Raw genomic sequence first — 19011 nt, 5'->3', positions numbered from 1 at the left:
TAATTGTTCGTTAGGTAGATTTTATGAGGACTATTTTTGAAAATAACTGTTTTAAGCAAGCATTTGTGAGGAACACGCACTTGTGAGAGAAAGAAAAAAGTGTGGCAGGGCGGCTAGTTTGAATGTCTACTCGCAAGGATTCCCCAACATAAGTTGATCGTAACAGCCATTGTCTTTGATCTGGGTTAGCCCTCGATCAAAAATATGGCTCAGCTTTTGTCCTCGTTCATTTTTAGAGAACATCATGTACATAGGATTGCTGATCAACGGTTTCTCGTCGATTTGAATCAGCACCTGGTCAGCCTTGGCTACAGACGACACCATCGTTAATCCAACTTGTCGCTCGATCGGTACAACGTCTACTCTGTGTCTGAGTAGTTTTAGGATGTTCTCATCAAGATCAACTGAATTGATGGTCTCTACGCCATTCTTGACGAGTAATTCTGTGGCAGCAAACCCAGCAACACCACCAATCTTGTATTGAGACAGATCAGAAATCGTGTCCCAATGAAAGTCGACATCTTTGTGGTAGAACATCACGGTATCTGCGTGCATGAGGGGGATGGTTGGGTAGATAAACTTAGCTCGACGCTCGTTGTTTGAATACCAGGGGAAAGTGCCATCGTACTTTGCGTACTCGACCAGTTTGGCACTACGAATCCAGGGCATGTAATCGATTTTAACGTCGTAACCTTGAGAGTGAAATGCGTGTTGGACGACTTTCTCAAGAAGGCCGCCTTGATATTGGCTAGAGGTGTACGGGAACCAATCGCCAGAGGCTAAACGCACCACTTTTTCTTCCCCTGCAACCGCGAAAGGGGCTATCCATACGCATAAAAAAAACACGAAATAGGTTCTGATGGTATTCATCCTATCGATCCAGTCTGCTGTTTATCCATATCTGCTGTTTATCAATAAACGCTCATTCACTAGACATTACTCGCCATCCATTACTCGCAAATAATCAATTGCCAACAATCACTCGCAGCCAATCACTCGCAAACAATCACCCGCAAATAATGATGGGACAGCAATAATTAAAATGTAACTTATCATTAACAATGACACAGTTTTGATGATAAAACGAACAGTAAATACGATGTTTGTCATCTGCTCTCACCTCAGAAACAGTCAGAATATCGATACTTATGGAGCACTTATATTGAATAAATGGCCGGTTTTAACGTAGATCAATGCACCATCTTTTTGTGTAAAAGGCTGGTGCTGACTTAGGTGGGGGCTGCGTAGCCAAGTGCCTTTGGGGTAAGTGCCATGTTCATCGTAGAATGTACCTTCGAGGACGAATATTTCTTCGCCTCCCCAATGCTTGTGGCCGTTAAATTGTGTATTCGGTGCCCATTTTACAAGGGCAACGTGCTCTCCTTCAAACTCATGCAATGGCATCACAGTGAGCCCATCAACAAGGCCTTGCCGCCACGGCTGAGCATGCGTATCTATCACTTTTTGCTCTGCGTCTGCTTGGTCAAATTGGTGAAGTTTGACGAAAATCGTTGCCCCCTCTTTGCCAATGCGCGGTTGGTGGGAAGTACCGATGGGATTGCGTACATAGCAACCTTGCCCGTAGTCCTGATGCTCATCGGAAAAGACACCGTCTAATACTAAAAACTCTTCACCACCAGAATGTAGGTGGGGTGAAAACTCACTAAAAGGCGCATAACGTACAATGGAAGTGGCTCTTGCAACTTCGTCCCCAATTCTATCTAACATCATTCGCTCAACACCGGGCATAGGTGAATCGACCCATTGGTAGTCTTCAGGTCGAATAATGATTCGTTGCTGGAAATCGGCGTTCAGGTAAGTGGTCATGTATGCCTCATGCATTGGGTAAAGCGACGGCTTTATAATAATCATAGATCAGTGGCAATGACAGATCGCTAGTAATGATAGATTGCTAGTAATGATAGTTCAGTAACAGTGAGTCTACCCATCACATCACCATCATTACAAGGAATCACTATAAGAGATCACTAGTATCACAATAAGTCGTCAGTTAATGAGTAACACGCCCTAAGAACTTATCCGCTTTTTTCTTACCTGCTTTTACTTGTCTACTTCTACTTGTCTGGTCTCTATTTATCCATTTTCTAGCTATTCCTGCCCGGTTATCCGTTCATTGCCTTTGTTTCTTGCTCTCGATCACTCTTAATATGTAATCGGTACTCCACGCCGTTCCTAACAAACAGAGCCAAACGACAAAAACCGAATGGGGCACGTTTGCTGTTGGGGTGAGCATTAAGGCGCAAAATGCAACGGTGGGAAGTGCCCAGCCGAGGAGCGTACCCCACTGATACTTCTTAATCCCAAACAGGTGTCCAATGACCGCTATTGCGATAGAAAAGCAAAATGTGAGTGCTATCGCGTAAGGCAGTTGAGCAACCCATAAAGGAGCGAAGATACCGAGGCTCCACCAGGGAAATTGCTGTGACATCTTACTGTGTTTGGTTGCAAACCACGCTAGCATAACCGCGAATGTTTGAATGACGGTCATGGCTGCGTTGCCATCGAGAGCACCACTTATTTGAGTGATCATGAGCCCTGTTTGTAGCGACACAAGTATGAGTAAGCTTGTGACTTTCGAGATGGTTCCTGAACGTCTTGAAAATGCCACCATCATGAGTGGAAATATCACCCAAGAGGAGATCGATAGTGCAATCGATTGGTAAGGTAAAGTGAGCCCGTAAAGGGTTAAAGCGGTGAGTAGAAGAACGCCAGCAATGCCTCGCTGAGGAAGTACCCACAATGCGGGAATGATTAAAGCCAGTATCGACAGTTGGTTGCCACTGAAACTAACAACCTGAGCACCGATAATGACTAAAACAGAAGCCGCGATGAATGAAAGTGTCGGAAATAAGATAGATTCGTCCTCTAGCATTTCGTAATTCATATTGGGCAAAGCACTCGATAAGAACGTGTTTAACGCATTGAATAAAGCGCTTTGCCCTGAAAATAGAATCAGTAAGTTTCTGATGTTTTTATCATTACTCTTTTATCTAAACAGGCAATCCTAACGACAACCGAATAGCCATTCCGTTGTCGCTGAGATTGTTAAAAAAGAAAGTTTAAAAAAGAGGAGTAAAAAACTAGTTACCGATCAGTGCTGGAATACCCGGCAGTTGCCCAACGGCCGCGAGTGAACCAACACAAATAACAAAGGCCACTCCAGGAATGATGTACTTGTCTTTCTTTGATAGCGTTTTTGCACGTTCATGATCGCCAATAAGACCCATGTTATCGAGCAGCATGGTGGTTGCCCAACCAAACACTGGATTTACAAAAGCACAGGCAAAGATACATATCCCCGCACTTAAAGAATCTTTATGTTTATGAACCATTTGCATACCCGCCTCTAATAGAGGAAGGAAAACCCCCACAATCAGTGCAACACGCAAAACTGGTTCCCACATGGCGAGATCCATCGGGTAACCGATAACAGAAGCAAGCACACACATGATACCGGTAAGCACAGCGCCACCAGGGATAGGGCGTTTTGCGATGGCCGCTGGGATCATGTACGTCCCCCAAGACGACGCTAGGTTACCACCACCTAAAATCGCACCCACACCTTGTCGAACAGACGCAACAACCATGGTGTCATCAACATCCATCAATACACCTTTTGCTTCTTTCGGGTAGTTGAGCTCTTGGAATACTCGGTGACCAAGGTAATCAGGTGACCACATAGCAACGGCTAACAGCGCGAAAGGAATAACCGCAATAAAGTGCTGCAAATTCGGCCAGCCCATTTTCCAGCCAGTGTCTTCACCCCACCAGTAAAACGGACTAAAGTTTGGCAGGCCCGGTTCAGTGGTAAACGCAAAATCAGCGCCCAAAGCGTAAGCAACGATCCCCGCCAGTGCAGAGCACAATGGAATGGCTAACCAACGTTTGTTGATTTTCGCTAGGTAGGCATACACCAATACTGTCACACCAATGACCGCAAACGAGATATACCCTTGGTCAGTACTACTGGCCCACGCTTCGGTTCGATTGATTTGACCGATTAACCCGACAGCACCCAAATAGATAAGTAACCCGCCCCGAACGCCGACGCCGGTTAAGGTCATTAATTTGGATCCCCCTTTGGTGTACGCCAAAATTAGACCGAAGACACACACCATCAACCCCAAGGCTAAGGGGTGCCCACCCGCGGCGGCAATTAAGGGGATGAGCGGGATCATTGGCCCGTGCGTTCCAGCTAGGTTGGCATTTGGGTTCAATACAGCCGAAAAAAGAATAACGAATAGGCCACCGGCAATGAGCAACTCATAACGTACGTTTTCTGCAACAAATTCAGGTGATAGGCCAAATTGCGCCGCAAAAGCAGCGACCATGGCCGTGACCATCACGACCTTACCTATGGTGGCCGCGAGTGCTGGCACCCAATCTTCAATCTCGATACTGTAATCACGAGAGGGTAGGTGTATCCCCCAGCGCTTGAAACTCATGATACTTAAGTCGTGATTTAGAAAATCTTCACGGCTTTTAAATTCTTTCGCCTTACGACGCATATCTCTATAAAATGTCTTATTTTTCTTAGACATAATGTATATCCTTATTGGGAATTGAGGCTTGCCAATTCCGACCGCACGTCACTTATGCAGGTATACCAACCTTCGGTTAGTACGAGGCGACATCCCAGACGCTACCTTGCTCCTTAATGGTATAAATTAAGAGGACGAACAGTGGTTGGCTTTACTCTGTGGTGAAAATGAGAGGGCCAAAGCCTTCTCGAATGAATACCATTTATTCGTCAAGGCAATACTAGGTTGATGTTTCATTCCACAAATTGATTTGGATTAGTTTAAGAAACGAAGATTGGTTTAAAGTGGAACTTTTAGGCGGGCATGTTAACTAGTGCACAGTTTTATTCTTGAATGTACGCATTTTTAGACTAGCAGTTGGTGGTAAATAGATGAAAACAGCGGATCATGCAGCTCGTACTGAGCAACTTTTTGGTATTCGTGGTGAAGATATCCACCAGTGGATCGACGGTTTTTTTGACCACAACGGTGTTGAACACTCGCACCGAATGGCGAAAAATGTTGATTTTGACCCGTACGATCATCGCCGATTCCGCCACTGTAAAGAAGCATTGGCAGAGGCGTGCTTGGAGTTTGGTGACAGATACACTCATACCCAAATTAAAAATGTGTTTGAAACCCATATCCGAGATGACTACGAAGGGTATTTGCCTTCAAGAGCGGATTTTCAAAATGGCACCTTTACCGCAAAATACCATGAAGCGACACATTCAGGCGCGTTGAACGAGGTGTTGGATACCACCGAGTTTGCCGAGTACTTTGAGGGGCTACGCGCATCAAAAGACGATCATTCCCAACCGCTTAGTAAGTTTAACTTTCGCATTGTTCTGCCCACCGTTGCCGCGATTGTTTTGTTTGTGACGTCTATTTTTTACGTGATTCTTCCTTTAGTCGAACATTCGTTGATGAATCAAAAACGCCAGATGTTGCAAGAGCTTACGTCATCGGCGGTCAGTATTGTCGATAGTTATGTTGCCCTTGAACAACAAGGGGTACTCACGCTTGAGGAGGCGCAAAATCGGGCCGCGGCTGACATCAAAACCATGCGCTATGGCACCGATAACAAAGACTATTTCTTCATCACCGATATGCATCCTAGAATGATCATGCACCCCTATCGCAGTGACCTAAAAGGGCAAGATTTAACGCATTATTCAGACAACGCCACAGCCAACGATAAATCGACGTTGTCAGAGCAAGAAAGCGCAGGTATTACATCGGTGTTTGTCGAGATCACCAAGTTGGTTAACGCTTCTCAGCAGGGCTTCATCGAATACCAGTGGCAGTGGCATGATGATCCGGATATCACAGCGCCTAAGATGACTTATGTTGAAGGGGTAGAGCAGTGGCAGTGGGTAATAGGAACGGGTGTTTACCTGGAAGACGTTCAACAGGACATTCAAAAGCTGGAAAGTACCCTGTATCGGGTGTTCTTAGTCATTACCTTAGGGCTTATCGGTATCATGGGGTACGTCATTTCTCAGTCTAAAGCCATGGATATCAGAAAAAGGAGAGCGGAATTGGCGTTGTATGAAGCCAAAGATCGTTATCGTGCGCTGGTTGAATCGTCAAACGAAGGCTACATTCTGGAAGCTGATGGGCATATCGTCTTTTCAAACACTCGTCTTCATCAACTGCTTGGCTATACGGATACCGAGCTCAGAGCGCATTCTATCTGGAAAAAACTCTTTTCCGCTAGCCCTCAAAACACCGAAGTCTTGCAACATTTACTGCTGCTTTTTAATGACGTCGCCGAGCCCGGGGAATACGAAGCGCAGATATTGACCAAAAGTGGTAAGCCTATCGATATTTTGCTGAGTACGTCTAAGATATTTCTGTCTGAAAAATTGGGTCACGTGATCTCATTTAGACCGATTGTCCGTAAAATCTATGGCACCAGTTTTGGTCCGGTAAACCAAATTACCGATTACCAAAAAGTGAGCAGTAACATCGTGTCGGAAATCGAACAGGGGATCAGTCATGGACAAGTGGTTGAGTCGCTCAATCAACTGCCCGACCTTATTCGAGAGATGATAGAGGTGGGCTCGCGGCCTGATTATCTTCGTCGCCTCATTGGCAGCACTTATGATGCCGCAATATGCCGTTTTATTGATCTAACCATAGACGATATTGGCCCGCCTCCGGTGCCGTTTTCGTTCATTTCGTTTGGCAGTAACGCTCGACATGATATGACGCTGTTTTCCGATCAAGACAACGCAATTGTTTTTGAAACCCCAGACGATGCGGATCTGAAATCTATCCGGCGTTATTTTCTCCATCTAGCAGAAAAGGTCTGTGGCATGCTCAACCAGGCAGGTTACAGCTATTGCGATGGATTCATCATGGCCTCGAATCATCAATGGTGCTTGAGTCAAAAAGAGTGGAACGATAATTTTAGTCGATGGATTACACAAGCCTCTCCAGAATCCATTCTTGAACTGAACGTATTTTTTGATATCCGCTCAACGTACGGCAGTGAAGGGCTAGTGGATGGTATTCAATCTCATATTCAGCATGTGCTCAACAAGCATCCAGAGTTCTTCCCTATTTATGCGAAACACTGTTTGTCTTATGAACGCCCGCTAAATGCTGCTCAGGAAATCGAGACAGAATCCTACGACGGTAAAGAGTCATTGAACTTGAAAGATTGTCTACGTCCGATGGAGATCTTTTGTCGAATCTACGCGTTAAAGCATGATATTCGGGCCGTGAATACCATGACGCGACTTAAAAGCATGCTGTTTTACAAGGAACTGGACGCTGAAACCTGCCGCGAAATGATTTATATTTTCGATCATATTTGGCAATTGAGGTTTATGAATCAGTTGGTCGAATACACCGACTTACGCAAAGTGAACGATGTGCTAGCGATCAATGACCTGACGGCCCTCGAAAAAGATAATTTGAAGAATGTACTGAGCCGGATCTCTTTGTTTCACGATAAAGTGACGCGTGATTATCTATGAGTCAAGAAGACCTTCAACGCAACTTAGTCTGTCTGAAGTGATCAAGGGCTTGTATATGCTCTGGGTGGATACCGCAACAGCCGCCAATGATAGAAGCACCTGAACCAAGCCACTGTTGTGCAAATTCCAAATATTGTACGGGTGAAAGGTCATCACGAATGGCCGATAAACCGTCATTGGCAAGGTGATCATCCTGAATAGGGGTAAAGCCATTCGCGTAAGCCCCCAATTGCGCTTTTTTTCCATTCTCGTTAAGTACTCGTTTGCTGACCCGTATCGCTTCATTCATCACTTCCGGACGCGAGCAGTTAAATAGCACGGCCTGAGCGTTAGATTGAGAGACGGATTTCATGACTTGTTCAACATTTTCCCCTGAGCGCAATTTTGAAGAATGGTCTAGGTCATCTTTTAGGGTAAAGGCGTAATAAACTGGTTTATCCGATTGCGCTAACAGATCACTGACAAGTAGAAACTCAGCCAGTGAACTGATCGTTTCGACCATCCAGATATCAACAAAAGGCGCTTGAGCCTCTATGAGCGTTTCTAATATGGGCTTAGCTTGCTCAACGTTAAAAAGATCTGGGCGGTAGGAGCCAAGTGCAGGCGGTAACGCACCTGCCACGGTGATATTTTGGTTCTGGTCAGCAACGTTTCTGGCTAATTGAGCTGCGCTTCTTGCCAATTCACGCCCCTGCGAGTGATACAGTTCTACCCCAAGGTGAAAGGGGACACAAGCGTAACTATTAACAGTAATGGCATCGCAGCCCGCATCGATAAAGCGCTGGTGGGCCTGTTGCACATGCTGTGGAGATTCTATCAGTGCTTGAGCACTCCATAGTGGTTGAGAAAAAGGCGCGCCCATGCGTTTTAGCTCGCGTCCCATGCCACCATCAAAAAGAGTAAACATTGATATCTCCCTCACTTATTTTGTCTCTGACCAAGTTTTGTTACTGCCAAGATACATCGTGCGATGATCAATCGCGATGTGTGTGAGTCATTAACCGCAGCACTTTTTGTATTTTTTACCGCTTCCACAAGAACAAGGATCGTTGCGGTTGGGTGTTTTTTCAAATGTGGTTGGTTTTGGCTTATTGAGCAAGGTTTCAAGCTCTAATGTATTTTCTTCTTGAGCAGCATCAACAACAATATCGGCAACAACGCCTTGCTCTATGATTAAGGCTTCTATTTCTGCTTTTCTCGCTTCACTGTTGACTAGTACGGAAACCGGGGCTTCTGGTGTGCCTAATTTTACATCGCGATCTACGTTATAGCCGGATTTAACGTGGTTCTGGCGCGTTTCGATTCGGCCCTTAAAAAACATTTTTGACATGGGTATCTCGCTGACAATGGGTATGACGTGATGAAGCGGGGGATTATACGCAGTTATGCCGATTGTGAAAGGCAAAATCGTAAAAGCCAAACGGCGCAAGGCGATCCGCTAACGTCTGCCAAGCACCCCAGCCATAAGAGAACTAAAGAACGATAAGGCCAAAGGGCTCTAGAAGTTGCGCTTGTTGCCAGTCGCAGACTTTAACACCAAACATGGAGACCCGACGGATATCCAGCCCTTCGAGTTCCACATGAGTGAGGTCGCACTGTTCCATGCCAAATGTTCCCCATTGTTCTGGGCTAAATTCTCCGCGTGATAAATCGGACCCTTTTAAACTTGCGCCAGACAAGTTAGCGCCATTCCAACGGTTTTCAAATAGCTCGCATTTTTCAAGCAAGGCTCGCTCGAAGTTGCTGTAGGTTAAGTTGCATCCGGTAATGTAGGCCGATGAGAAAAACACCGCATTACTGATTCGGTTGGAAAAATTGGCCTGTTGGAAATTAGCGCCTTTTAAATCACATTTGCGCAGTTCGATACCGAAGCAATCAGCCCCATTAAACTGGCACATGGTCAACATGCAATGGGTAAAGCTCGAATCTTTTAGGTTGGTGTAGCGGAAAGTACACCCCTCAAGCGCTTTAGGTTCAATAAATCGACAGTCGGTAAATTTCGCGTCACTGAGATCCGCGCGGTCAAAGTTGCAATTAAAAAAGGTACACCTGTGATAAACGTGTCCTTGCAAGTCCTGGCGAGAAAAATCGTGGTGCTGATAGGTCAGATCAGAGTTGGTCATGTTGTCTTCTTTCATTGTATAAGAGGAAATCTGTGTTAAGCCTAACACCGTTATGAATAAAAACTTAGGAAAATAAACTCAACAATATCAACACATTACGAACCCCAAAAATGTCAGATTTAAGGGGTAAAACAGAGCCTCTGATGGTCTTGATTCTATTCAAATGGTTGCCACAATGGAGAAAATAGTTTCGCACGACTAGGAGGCGTTGAGGTATTAGGTCGATAGGAATTAGCAAAGAGTATAAAAGCGATGTTTCCATTTCTGAATTGCAGTCAAAATTGAAGTTGAAGTTGAAGTTGAAGTTGAAGTTGAAGTTGAAGTTGGACTAGAAGTATAAGAGGAGATGCGACCCGAGTCGTTTCTCCTCTTATTTTTGGCAGATAATTTGCTGGGGACTAGTCTTCTGGGGTGCTAGTTTTCCGGGGCACTAGTCTTCAGGGGTACTAGTGATTAAGTTTCGTAGCGTTTTAACACTTCACCCAGTTCACGTGAAGATTCAGTGAGGCTAGCCACGCCTGCAAGAGACTTCTCTGAGACGCTTTTCAGTGTATTCGACTGAGTTCGAATATCTGACAGTTCACTTGCTATGTCATTTGCAACCGCGCTTTGCTCTTGTGCAGACGTCGAGATTTGCACACTCATGTCATTGATGTGGTTGGCTGAATCGGCGATAAAATTGATGTCTTCCCCGATGCTGGTGATCACTTCTTGGCTATGTTGTGCTTGCCCTACCGTTTGCTCCGTGATGCCAGCAATGCTTTGACTTTCATTTTGAAGTTGTTCAATCATGGTTTGAATTTCAACCGTTGCAGCTTGAGTTCGGCTCGCAAGTGTTCTTACTTCATCGGCAACAACGGCAAATCCACGGCCTTGCTCACCCGCACGAGCTGCTTCGATAGCCGCATTAAGCGCAAGTAAATTGGTCTGCTCTGAAATACCGTTAATGGTTGTCACCACGTCACTGATTTTAGCCGTGTTGTCGTTTAACGTTGCGGCTGAGTTTGAAGCTTGGGAGATAGAATCCGACAGCTGAACGATTTGTTGAATGGCTTTTTCTACGCGAGCACGGCTTTCATTCACCTGAGCGCGGTCTTGCTCGGTTTGAGTGGTGGCCTGGTTAGCAATTGAGGCAACTTCTTGTGCTGATGCGGTCATTTGTTCCATGGCGGTTGCGACAGAATCGAGGGAGGAATACTGGTTATTAATTTGTGCTTCACTCTCTTTCATTTCACGCTCGAATGAACTGGATGTTTCGCCAAGCTTGGTCGAGTTATCTTTCACGGTGTTAACCAGTGTCGATAATGTATCCATTGCATTATCAAGTGCGCAGCCGATGGTGCCAAATTCATCACGCCCAGCGTGAAAGCCTAAACGAGAAGTCAGATCACCTTTTGATATTTTTTCCGTCGTCGAATAGAGAACCCACAACGCCCCGCCGATAAAGGTGGCAACCCAGTAGACAAAAATAGCAAAGGGCAGTGCCCAAAGGTAACTGAGTGCGAACGTTGTTTTTGCGTCACTTAGCATTGCATTGTATCGGGTCGAAAAGTTTTCAGTGAGCTGGTAAAGGGATCCAGATTGATGCTGTTTGCTGACAGTAACAAGGCCTTCTTTATAAACAGGGTCTCGTAATGAAGAAGCATTAGAAAGCCCTTGTATCGCTTGAACGTCTACTTTTTCAGAAGAGAGAAGGCCTGAAAGTTTGTATTCTGCGGCCATGATCGATTGCTGTTCAAATTGTTCAATAGTACCAAAATAGCGAGCGCCACTGATGCAAGTTAATGTTGTGAGAAACAGGAAAAAAATCACCCACATTTTGTCGTTGATTGACATTTTAATAAACAAACGATCAATCGTTCGAAAATCTACTTCTTTCATAAATGGCTCCATCCATCGTAGTAATCGCGTATTTTACTACTTAAATTTCATTATTATTGAGTTACGTGTCGCAAATTGAAAGCTATCTGTTACTTCTGTTACATCGCTTTAGTGATGCCAAGTGGTTTTATTGATGATTCACTTGTTATTTAAGTATTCAGTCACTCGCTAATCATAGTGCAACTGGGAGAAAGGGGGTAAACGCTGATCTCAAGTCGTTTGTATTAAGGAAAGTCATTAGCAGGGGATTATATGGTCAATGGTGTGCCAATCTGTGTTGCTGTTGCTGTTGCTGTTGCTATTACTATTGCTGCTGGCGGCAGGGACCGAGAAATAAGCAATAAGTAAACCCAACTTTCAGTCTTTCTATTAATAGCGTGTAAAAACAATTTATATCGAGTAAAAACAATCGCTAAATAGACATGACAACTGAGTTAACAACGATGAAAACCGTTGTTTAGTTAAGTTGGGGTTACGGAATCACTTAAAGCGTTCAATCGGTTACGCGAATTCTTTTTCTAGATAGGTGACGATATCTGATGATTCGTACATCCAGGTCGTTTGGCCGTCTTTTTCGATACGCAGGCATGGAACTTTAAGTGCGCCACCTTGAGTGAGTAAGGTGTCTCTGTGGGTTGGATCATTTTTCGCATCTCGGAGCTCAAAGCTAACCGATTGACGTTTCATTGCTCGGCGAACCTTAACACAAAAAGGACACGCTTCGAATTGATACAATGCTAACGCACTGGCCTTATTATCAACATCGGCCTGCATCTCAGGGGTACGTTTAATGCCTTTTGGGGCAAAAACAAAATTCAATGTCAAAATGACTTTCCCTAAAAACCAACGAATTAACTTCATAACTTCTCTTCTTTATCTACGGCATAAATTTCACAATAGTGTAACAGCGATGGCAGCGTGGAAATAGACCTGAATGACCGCATTTTTAAAGGTGATTTTTTATAGGTAACTTGTTTTATAACTTTGTTCTGTGCCTTTCTCTTTCTCTCTTTCTCGTTTATGGCGGCTAAACTGACTGCAATCATTCTCTTTGAAGCAGTGATTCCTTTCGATACTGCCTTGGGCTGACCCCGAAGTGTTTTTTAAAGCACTTGGAAAAGTAGTTGCTGTCTGAGAACCCACAGGATTCCGATATAGATTGAATCGAAAGTTCGTGTTGCTCTTTGAGTAGCAAAGCGGCTTGGTTTTGCTGGATGTTTCTGATGTATTGATTAGGGGATGTCTGTAAAAACTGGCGAAACAAACGTTCCATTTGTCGTTGGCTTACGAAGGAGGCTTTGGCGATTTCATTACTGTTTAACTGGGCGCTAGCATAGTGTCTTTCGATGTAAACCAGCGCGCGACTTAACGCCAAAGTGGGTTGGTTACTTTCTGTTGAATCGCCTTGGTAGGCTCTAGAAAGCGTGATAACCAACTGCTGCATTAATGAAGCGAGCATACTTTCAAAGCCGATGGGCGCATCATTGTACTCAGTTTCAATCAACACCAACAGGTTACTGAGGCGAGTCAGTTGTTCTGGGTTTAACGTAAGCTTCGCAGGGTATTCGTTATTTTGCCTTGCGATGGGTTCGACGGTAAATAACGCTTGATAGCCAGGCAGTAGCCTAACCTGTGGGGAATCGAAAAAAGGAAGATTGGAATCGAACATTAAATTAATGATTCGGAGATCATTCACATCGTTGAATCCATGCTCAACGTCGCCATTGATAACAAACACATCCCCAATACTGAGAGGGTAACTGTGCCCCGCAACTTGGTGCTTCCCTGTCCCAGCAATAACAATGAACAGCTCAGAATAGTCGTGTTTATGGGTGGCAAAGTCATGGCTATGGTAGCCATCGACATAGGCAAACCTAACATGGTTGTGTTTCAGATGTGACTTAAGCTGATATGTTGTCGTCATGTCGCTATATTACCCATACTTGTCGGAATATTGGTAGAAAGTAAGATTCTAGAGCTCTAGTATGAATTCATCAAGCGCCATTTATAGATGTAGTGGTTTATAGATACATTGGTTTATAGATACATTGGTTTATCGATAACATAGATTTATCGACAACATTGGTTTATCGATGTATGAGCTATAGATGCATGAGCTATAGATGGTTTCATGGTTTTTAATGCCTTAGTGTCTGGAATGCAAATTATGACGACTTCTTTCTCTACTCCTTACTTTTCAAACTGGCCCAAGATTCAGTCAGAATTTAAACCTGACAGTGGGTTGGAAGCGGACATTGCTTCGATTATTGAAGAAATGACGGTCGAAGAAAAAGTAGGGCAAATGATCCAACCTGAGCTTCGAGAAATAACTGCGGAAGAGATGATTGAATACAAAATAGGGTCCATTCTCAACGGAGGCGGTTCCTGGCCTGACGGTAATAAACGAGCCAGTGCGGCGGAATGGACAAAGAAAGCGGATATGTACTGGGCGGCGACTGAGCAAGCCTTTTCTCATCGCCCTTTCCGTATTCCATTTATGTGGGCGACGGACGCAGTCCATGGTCATAACAACGTGTTTTCATCGACGGTTTTTCCACACAATATTGGTTTAGGTTGCGCTCGTGACCCTGAAATGATCCGAAAAATCGGCCGAATTACCGCCCTAGAAGTCGCTGCAACCGGGTTGGATTGGACATTTGCACCGACGGTTGCTACGCCTCGCGATTTGCGTTGGGGCCGTGTGTATGAAGGCTATTCAGAAGATCCTGAGATCACGTATGCGTATGCAGGCGAAATGGTAAAGGGTTTGCAAGGCAATATGGCAGAGCTGAAAGATGACCATCATGTCATTTCAAATGTAAAACACTGGGTCGGCGATGGCGGAACAATGATCGGTATTGATCGTGGAATTAACCGTTACAGTGAAGACCTACTGCGTAATATTCACGCTATGGGTTATTTCAGTGGTTTAGAAGCGGGGGCGCAAGTCGTGATGTCTTCGTTCAACAGTTGGGACAACGAAAGCAATTATGACCATGATCTGAGCATCAATGAGCCATACAACAAGAAAATTCATGGCAGTCAATATCTGTTAACCGACGTACTTAAAGAGCAAATGGGCTTTGACGGGCTGGTTGTCACCGACTGGAATGGTCACGCCGAGATCAGTAAGTGTTCAAATGAAGACGCACGGTACGCAATTAACGCGGGTAACGATGTATTAATGATTCCTGTTCGCCAACATTGGCAAGCGGTCTACCACAACACCGTTGCTGATATTCAACGGGGTAGCATCCCAATGAGCCGGATTGACGATGCCGTAACACGAATTCTTCGGGTTAAGATGCGAGCGGGTTTGTGGAATAAACCGAAGCCTTCAATGCGTGCTCTGGCCGGTGACCAAACGATTCTAGGCGCACCTGAACATCGCAGCGTAGCAAGAGAAGCGGTTCGTAAATCACTGGTTCTATTGAAGAACAAAAATGAAATATTGCCGCTTAAATCAAAACAGTGCGTTATTTTAACCGGCAGCGCAGCCAATGATTTACAAAAACAATCTGGTGGATGGAACCTGACTTGGCAAGGTGATGAAAATGCCCTGGGCGATTTTCCTGGCGCAACAACGGTGAAAATGGGGCTAGAAGCTGAGCTTGGCAAAGAGAACGTTATTTATGATCCGGATCTGACCGGTACATTGGTTTCGGGGGATACGGCTATCGTCGTTTTTGGGGAAGATCCCTATGCCGAAATGATGGGCGATATTAAAGCGTGGCAAAGCCTAGAATTTGCTAAGTTGAAACGCAGTTACGCCTCAGATTGCGCCAAAATAGCAAAGTTGCATTCGGCAGGGGTCAAGGTAGTCTCGATATTTTTCAGCGGGCGGCCTCTTTATGTGAATAAAGAAATCGCTCGTTCGGATGCGTTTGTGGCGGCATTTTTACCAGGAAGCGAAGGTAAAGGCATCATCGATTTGTTGGTGGCGGATGATAACCATCAGCCCAAGTTTGATTTTCATGGTGTGCTTTCCTTTAGTTGGCCAAATAAAAAGTCAAGCTACACAGTGAATCGAATTCCACCGCACATTGGCCAGTACGAGTTACCGGAAAACGAACAAGATCCTCAAGGTGAGCACGCGCCGCTCTTTGATTATGGTTACGGGCTTAACTACACCGACAAGAAACAAGATCGGGATCTCGACCATCTTGAGTTCGATACCGAATCAGAGGTAACGCTCGCACAGCAAACTCACATGTACGGTATCCAGGCGACCATTGGAGATTATCAGTGCAAGGTCGCTGACACTCACAATGAAGAAGGTATGGATGTCTCTAGAAATAACGCCATGAAACTGACGACCTTGATGACCACGCCTTTTAATTATCAGCAGCAGCAAGACGCTGTCGAATTTACATTTTTAGAGGGTGTTAATGCGTTGTACATTGAGACGACCAATAGCGAGGGGGATGACTTCAGCGACTATAAAAATGGCTTGATTTCGTTCGAGTTGAAAGTGCTTGAAGCCCCGAGCGATGACGTCATGGTGACATTAACTCACCCGTTCAACATACTAGAAAGCGAGACAGGGGATGTGGTGAAGTATGCATTGAACCAGGCTTTGATGGGAGCGTCAGACGAATTTATTCAGTTTCAAGTTCCTTGCCAACACTTCTTTGATTCGGGCGTGGATTTATCGAGTTTACACACCGTGTTTTCGTTAACCAGCAATGGCCGTTTTAAAGCGGTATTAGCGAATGTCTATTGGCAAGCTTAGCCAGGGCTGATTAACTGGCTTGGCTTGGCTTGGCTTGGCTTGGCTAGAGCGGTTAAGGTGAGTCGAAGCGACATCTGATGGCTGAGCTGGCATGTCCAATGACGTCAAAAAGCTAGAAACATCAAAAAGGCTACAAACGTTAAAAAGGCCATAAACGTCAAAAAAGCCAGCCTAGGGATGGACTGGCTTGTTCGTATTTGGACTAAATTATAGAGTGGGTTGACCGTTTATTTAGCGACGGTTTGCCATGCGTTTGTATTGGTGACGTCGCCCTCGTAGGGTAAGCCCCAGTTGCATGATGTTTTCAGGTGGTGCGATTCCGCTGTATCCTCCATCTCCGATGTGAACAATATCGGCACCGGCGGCTTTGGAAGCCATTGCCACTTGTTCAATGTAAGACTCGCTGGCCCCTTCTTGAGAGGTTCCAATTGCCAGCATTCCGAGCATGCCTGTTTGGTGAAGAAGCGGAAGCCGAAGAAGTGAACGAAGAAGTGAACGAAGAAGTGAACAATGTCGCAATGAGCATGCAGTGATTACGCAGAGGATCACCGATAATGAGATCTTGTCAGGCCTTAAATTCGTGCTCACCGCTGCGGAATGAATGCTTTAAATCGAACATCGCGCCCTGAATCGATAAGAGCGCGGTGTTCCACTACGAAAGGTTATAAAATGCCGGGTTTATTTTGCTTTATCGAGTGTCCGTGGGGCTAAATAGGGACAATAAGAATATCGACCGGTGATTTGTTAATCAGATGCTTTGAATAGGAGACAATATTGCTCCAAAAGTCGTGATGATGCCCACAAATAAGAAGGTCGACGTTGTGATCAAGGATCGTGTCATGAAGTTTGTCGCTTAAGTCGCCGGTACCGACCAGAAAGCTATGGATAGGGTGGTTTGCATAAGTTTCAAACCCCTTGAGTTGATCAACAGAGTTTTTCTTTAGTGGGATGTCCCCATCATGCGACTGAATGTCGATAAGCTCAGGGTAGATTTCACCGTGGGTTCCATCGATATGAATAAAAGAAATATTGGCGTCAAACTGTTTGGCAAGGAAAACCGCTCTATCAATAAGAACGTTGCTGTCTTCAGACAATTCAAGTGCGACTAGGATATGTTGGTATTTCATAGCTATTCCCCTTTCTAAATGACTGAAATAACCATAGCGTTAGGCCGGTTAAATTGATGCGGAAGAGGTCGCAAATTAATGAGATAGTAGGGATTTATCTTGTTCGGAATGGAATGTAACAAACCCTATTTGGACTTGTCTTATAAATAACATAACAATAAACGCCATTTTTGCTGTTTTAGGTTTAGGCATGGCGATACCTTGGATCCTTGTCGCTACGTTCCCAGCCATTGCTTTGTCACGAGTAAAAGCTTTGTCGTGATTAATTGCAAAATCATGACCGTTTTCTAGTAGACGAGAATCTGATTTGGCCTTACTATTCGCTTGTTTGGGGAGTAGTCGCCTTTAGTTTACTTATCGTCATCTCGTTAAGCGTTCGCTTTTCCGGTAAGTATAAGTGGATTCATTACTATTGAATCTAACTTCGACAAGACCAACACAATCAAAGCGATATAGAGAGCGTTCATGTGCTCTGTATCGTACATTTTGTTTGTGGAGGGCTTCGTTGCTGAAGTTACTGACTTGAGGTTACTGACTTGAGTTTACTGATATTCAAGCTTACTGACCTAAAGTGATCGATGTACGATCCCTCCACCCTGGAGGAATTATGTCCCTAGAAATTTACTTCGTTTTTGGTTTACTTACGCTTATCTTGGTTTTGCTCGACATTTGGCAGACCCGAGGCGGGAATATTTCGATCAAAAAAGCATCTATTTGGAGTGTCGTCTGGTTTGCTTTCGCTTTTGTGTTCGCGCTAACCCTTTTCTTTTTTTGGGATAGCTACGCGCCAGACAGTGACTATTCAGCTAAAAAAGCCTCAATGTCTTTTATTACGGGTTATCTGCTAGAAAAGTCGTTGAGTGTCGATAATCTGTTCATCTTCGCCATCATATTTCATCAATATGCGGTTCCTGAACACCTAAGACCAAGAGCCTTACTTTGGGGTGTGATTGGCGCATTAGTCCTAAGAGCCATAATGATTAGCGTGGGGGCTCAGTTATTAGAGCAATATCATTGGCTGCTGTATTTGTTCGCGTTATTTCTAATATGGACAGGGATTAATTTGGCAAAAGATAACGGCCATGAAGAGCTCAACCCACTGCCAGAGAAAGTGATACGTGGTTTGATTCCTGTCACTGATGAGTTCAAAGGTAATGCACTGTTGGTGAAAATTAAAGGGGCATGGATGGCAACACCAATGATGATTGTGATTGGTGTGATCGCGTTTATGGATGTGATGTTTGCTCTGGATTCAATCCCTGCGATCTTTGCTGTAACGCGAGAACCGTTTTTGGTGCTTGCAGCGAATGTCTTTGCCTTGCTCGGGTTGCGTTCCTTGTATTTTGTGCTGCAAGGCATGATGGACAAGTTTGTGTACTTAAAACCTGCATTGGCATTTGTGATGGTCTTTATTGGTATCAAAATGCTGCTGGTGGGCACCGATTATGAAATTCCGACCTACATTTCTTTGATTGTATTGCTGGTCACGATGAGTATTGCTGTTATTGCGTCTGTTAGGCATCAAGTTCAGCGCAAGCCACTTCAATGTGGAGCGGACAGCATTGCTGAATAAGGCATGTTAATGATCCCGAATTGACGATAACCCGTTACTCAAACCAA

14 protein-coding genes and 1 pseudogene are annotated in these 19011 nt (G+C 44.7%); 3 read left to right on the top strand and 12 right to left on the bottom strand.

Going from position 1 to position 19011, the window contains the following annotated elements; translation table 11 throughout:
* Positions 1-126: 126 nt before the first annotated feature.
* From QF117_RS05205 to QF117_RS05190, 4 genes are all read right to left on the bottom strand, one after another.
* Complete coding sequence (locus QF117_RS05205; RefSeq protein WP_282385150.1) at positions 127-870, bottom strand: ABC transporter substrate-binding protein; 744 nt, start codon at positions 868-870, stop codon at positions 127-129.
* Positions 871-1146: 276 nt separating this feature from the next.
* A complete protein-coding gene (locus tag QF117_RS05200) occupies positions 1147-1827 on the bottom strand; it encodes a cupin domain-containing protein (protein WP_282385149.1) in 681 nt (226 codons plus the stop codon).
* 304 nt (positions 1828-2131) lie between these two features.
* Entirely contained in the window at positions 2132-2893 is a 762-nt protein-coding gene (locus QF117_RS05195) for a hypothetical protein (RefSeq protein WP_282385148.1), read from the bottom strand.
* A gap of 208 nt (positions 2894-3101) precedes the next feature.
* A complete protein-coding gene (locus tag QF117_RS05190) occupies positions 3102-4562 on the bottom strand; it encodes a DUF3360 family protein (RefSeq protein ID WP_282385147.1) in 1461 nt (486 codons plus the stop codon).
* Between the two features lie 371 nt (positions 4563-4933).
* Between QF117_RS05190 and QF117_RS05185 the strand changes: the two genes are divergently transcribed.
* On the top strand, positions 4934-7528 hold the full coding sequence (locus tag QF117_RS05185) for a DUF294 nucleotidyltransferase-like domain-containing protein (protein WP_282385145.1): 2595 nt from the start codon (positions 4934-4936) through the stop codon (positions 7526-7528).
* A gap of 13 nt (positions 7529-7541) precedes the next feature.
* On the opposite strand, the gene QF117_RS05180 is transcribed toward QF117_RS05185, so the two are convergent.
* The 6 genes from QF117_RS05180 to QF117_RS05155 all read right to left on the bottom strand — a co-directional run bounded on the left by QF117_RS05180 (position 7542) and on the right by QF117_RS05155 (position 13456).
* Positions 7542-8435, bottom strand: a complete 894-nt coding sequence (locus tag QF117_RS05180) for a homocysteine S-methyltransferase family protein (protein ID WP_282385143.1) — start codon at positions 8433-8435, stop codon at positions 7542-7544.
* A gap of 90 nt (positions 8436-8525) precedes the next feature.
* Positions 8526-8858, bottom strand: a complete 333-nt coding sequence (locus tag QF117_RS05175) for a PBPRA1643 family SWIM/SEC-C metal-binding motif protein (RefSeq protein ID WP_282385141.1) — start codon at positions 8856-8858, stop codon at positions 8526-8528.
* Between the two features lie 142 nt (positions 8859-9000).
* Entirely contained in the window at positions 9001-9651 is a 651-nt protein-coding gene (locus QF117_RS05170) for a Qnr family pentapeptide repeat protein (RefSeq protein ID WP_282385140.1), read from the bottom strand.
* A 453-nt stretch (positions 9652-10104) separates the two neighbouring features.
* Positions 10105-11532, bottom strand: coding sequence for a methyl-accepting chemotaxis protein (locus tag QF117_RS05165; RefSeq protein WP_282385138.1), 1428 nt, complete (start codon positions 11530-11532; stop codon positions 10105-10107).
* A 501-nt stretch (positions 11533-12033) separates the two neighbouring features.
* A complete protein-coding gene (locus QF117_RS05160) occupies positions 12034-12393 on the bottom strand; it encodes a glutathione S-transferase N-terminal domain-containing protein (RefSeq protein WP_282385137.1) in 360 nt (119 codons plus the stop codon).
* 181 nt (positions 12394-12574) lie between these two features.
* Positions 12575-13456 (bottom strand): helix-turn-helix domain-containing protein, encoded by an 882-nt coding sequence (locus QF117_RS05155; protein WP_282385135.1) that lies wholly within the window; start codon positions 13454-13456, stop codon positions 12575-12577.
* Between the two features lie 207 nt (positions 13457-13663).
* Between QF117_RS05155 and QF117_RS05150 the strand changes: the two genes are divergently transcribed.
* Entirely contained in the window at positions 13664-16264 is a 2601-nt protein-coding gene (locus QF117_RS05150; RefSeq protein ID WP_282385133.1) for a glycoside hydrolase family 3 protein, read from the top strand.
* A 231-nt stretch (positions 16265-16495) separates the two neighbouring features.
* On the opposite strand, the pseudogene QF117_RS05145 reads toward QF117_RS05150, so the two are convergent.
* Together QF117_RS05145 and QF117_RS05140 are read right to left on the bottom strand one after the other, a co-directional pair.
* Positions 16496-16726, bottom strand: a pseudogene (locus QF117_RS05145) (dihydrodipicolinate synthase); the annotation flags it as partial.
* A 245-nt stretch (positions 16727-16971) separates the two neighbouring features.
* Positions 16972-17391, bottom strand: coding sequence for a universal stress protein (locus QF117_RS05140; protein WP_282385129.1), 420 nt, complete (start codon positions 17389-17391; stop codon positions 16972-16974).
* 607 nt (positions 17392-17998) lie between these two features.
* Between QF117_RS05140 and QF117_RS05135 the strand changes: the two genes are divergently transcribed.
* Positions 17999-18964, top strand: a complete 966-nt coding sequence (locus QF117_RS05135) for a TerC/Alx family metal homeostasis membrane protein (RefSeq protein WP_282385127.1) — start codon at positions 17999-18001, stop codon at positions 18962-18964.
* The last annotated feature ends 47 nt before the right edge of the window (positions 18965-19011 follow it).

Source organism: Vibrio sp. YMD68, from assembly GCF_029958905.1.
Taxonomy (GTDB): Bacteria; Pseudomonadota; Gammaproteobacteria; order Enterobacterales; family Vibrionaceae; genus Vibrio.
This window is presented reverse-complemented; position numbering and strand designations above follow the sequence as displayed.

Coding starts and splice junctions, on each gene's coding strand:
- QF117_RS05205 (WP_282385150.1), bottom strand. CDS start 870: ATGAATACCATCAGAACCTATTTCGTGTTTTTTTTATGCGTATGGATA.
- QF117_RS05200 (WP_282385149.1), bottom strand. CDS start 1,827: ATGACCACTTACCTGAACGCCGATTTCCAGCAACGAATCATTATTCGA.
- QF117_RS05195 (WP_282385148.1), bottom strand. CDS start 2,893: ATGCTAGAGGACGAATCTATCTTATTTCCGACACTTTCATTCATCGCG.
- QF117_RS05190 (WP_282385147.1), bottom strand. CDS start 4,562: ATGTCTAAGAAAAATAAGACATTTTATAGAGATATGCGTCGTAAGGCG.
- QF117_RS05185 (WP_282385145.1), top strand. CDS start 4,934: ATGAAAACAGCGGATCATGCAGCTCGTACTGAGCAACTTTTTGGTATT.
- QF117_RS05180 (WP_282385143.1), bottom strand. CDS start 8,435: ATGTTTACTCTTTTTGATGGTGGCATGGGACGCGAGCTAAAACGCATG.
- QF117_RS05175 (WP_282385141.1), bottom strand. CDS start 8,858: ATGTCAAAAATGTTTTTTAAGGGCCGAATCGAAACGCGCCAGAACCAC.
- QF117_RS05170 (WP_282385140.1), bottom strand. CDS start 9,651: ATGACCAACTCTGATCTGACCTATCAGCACCACGATTTTTCTCGCCAG.
- QF117_RS05165 (WP_282385138.1), bottom strand. CDS start 11,532: ATGAAAGAAGTAGATTTTCGAACGATTGATCGTTTGTTTATTAAAATG.
- QF117_RS05160 (WP_282385137.1), bottom strand. CDS start 12,393: ATGAAGTTAATTCGTTGGTTTTTAGGGAAAGTCATTTTGACATTGAAT.
- QF117_RS05155 (WP_282385135.1), bottom strand. CDS start 13,456: ATGACGACAACATATCAGCTTAAGTCACATCTGAAACACAACCATGTT.
- QF117_RS05150 (WP_282385133.1), top strand. CDS start 13,664: ATGGTTTTTAATGCCTTAGTGTCTGGAATGCAAATTATGACGACTTCT.
- QF117_RS05140 (WP_282385129.1), bottom strand. CDS start 17,391: ATGAAATACCAACATATCCTAGTCGCACTTGAATTGTCTGAAGACAGC.
- QF117_RS05135 (WP_282385127.1), top strand. CDS start 17,999: ATGTCCCTAGAAATTTACTTCGTTTTTGGTTTACTTACGCTTATCTTG.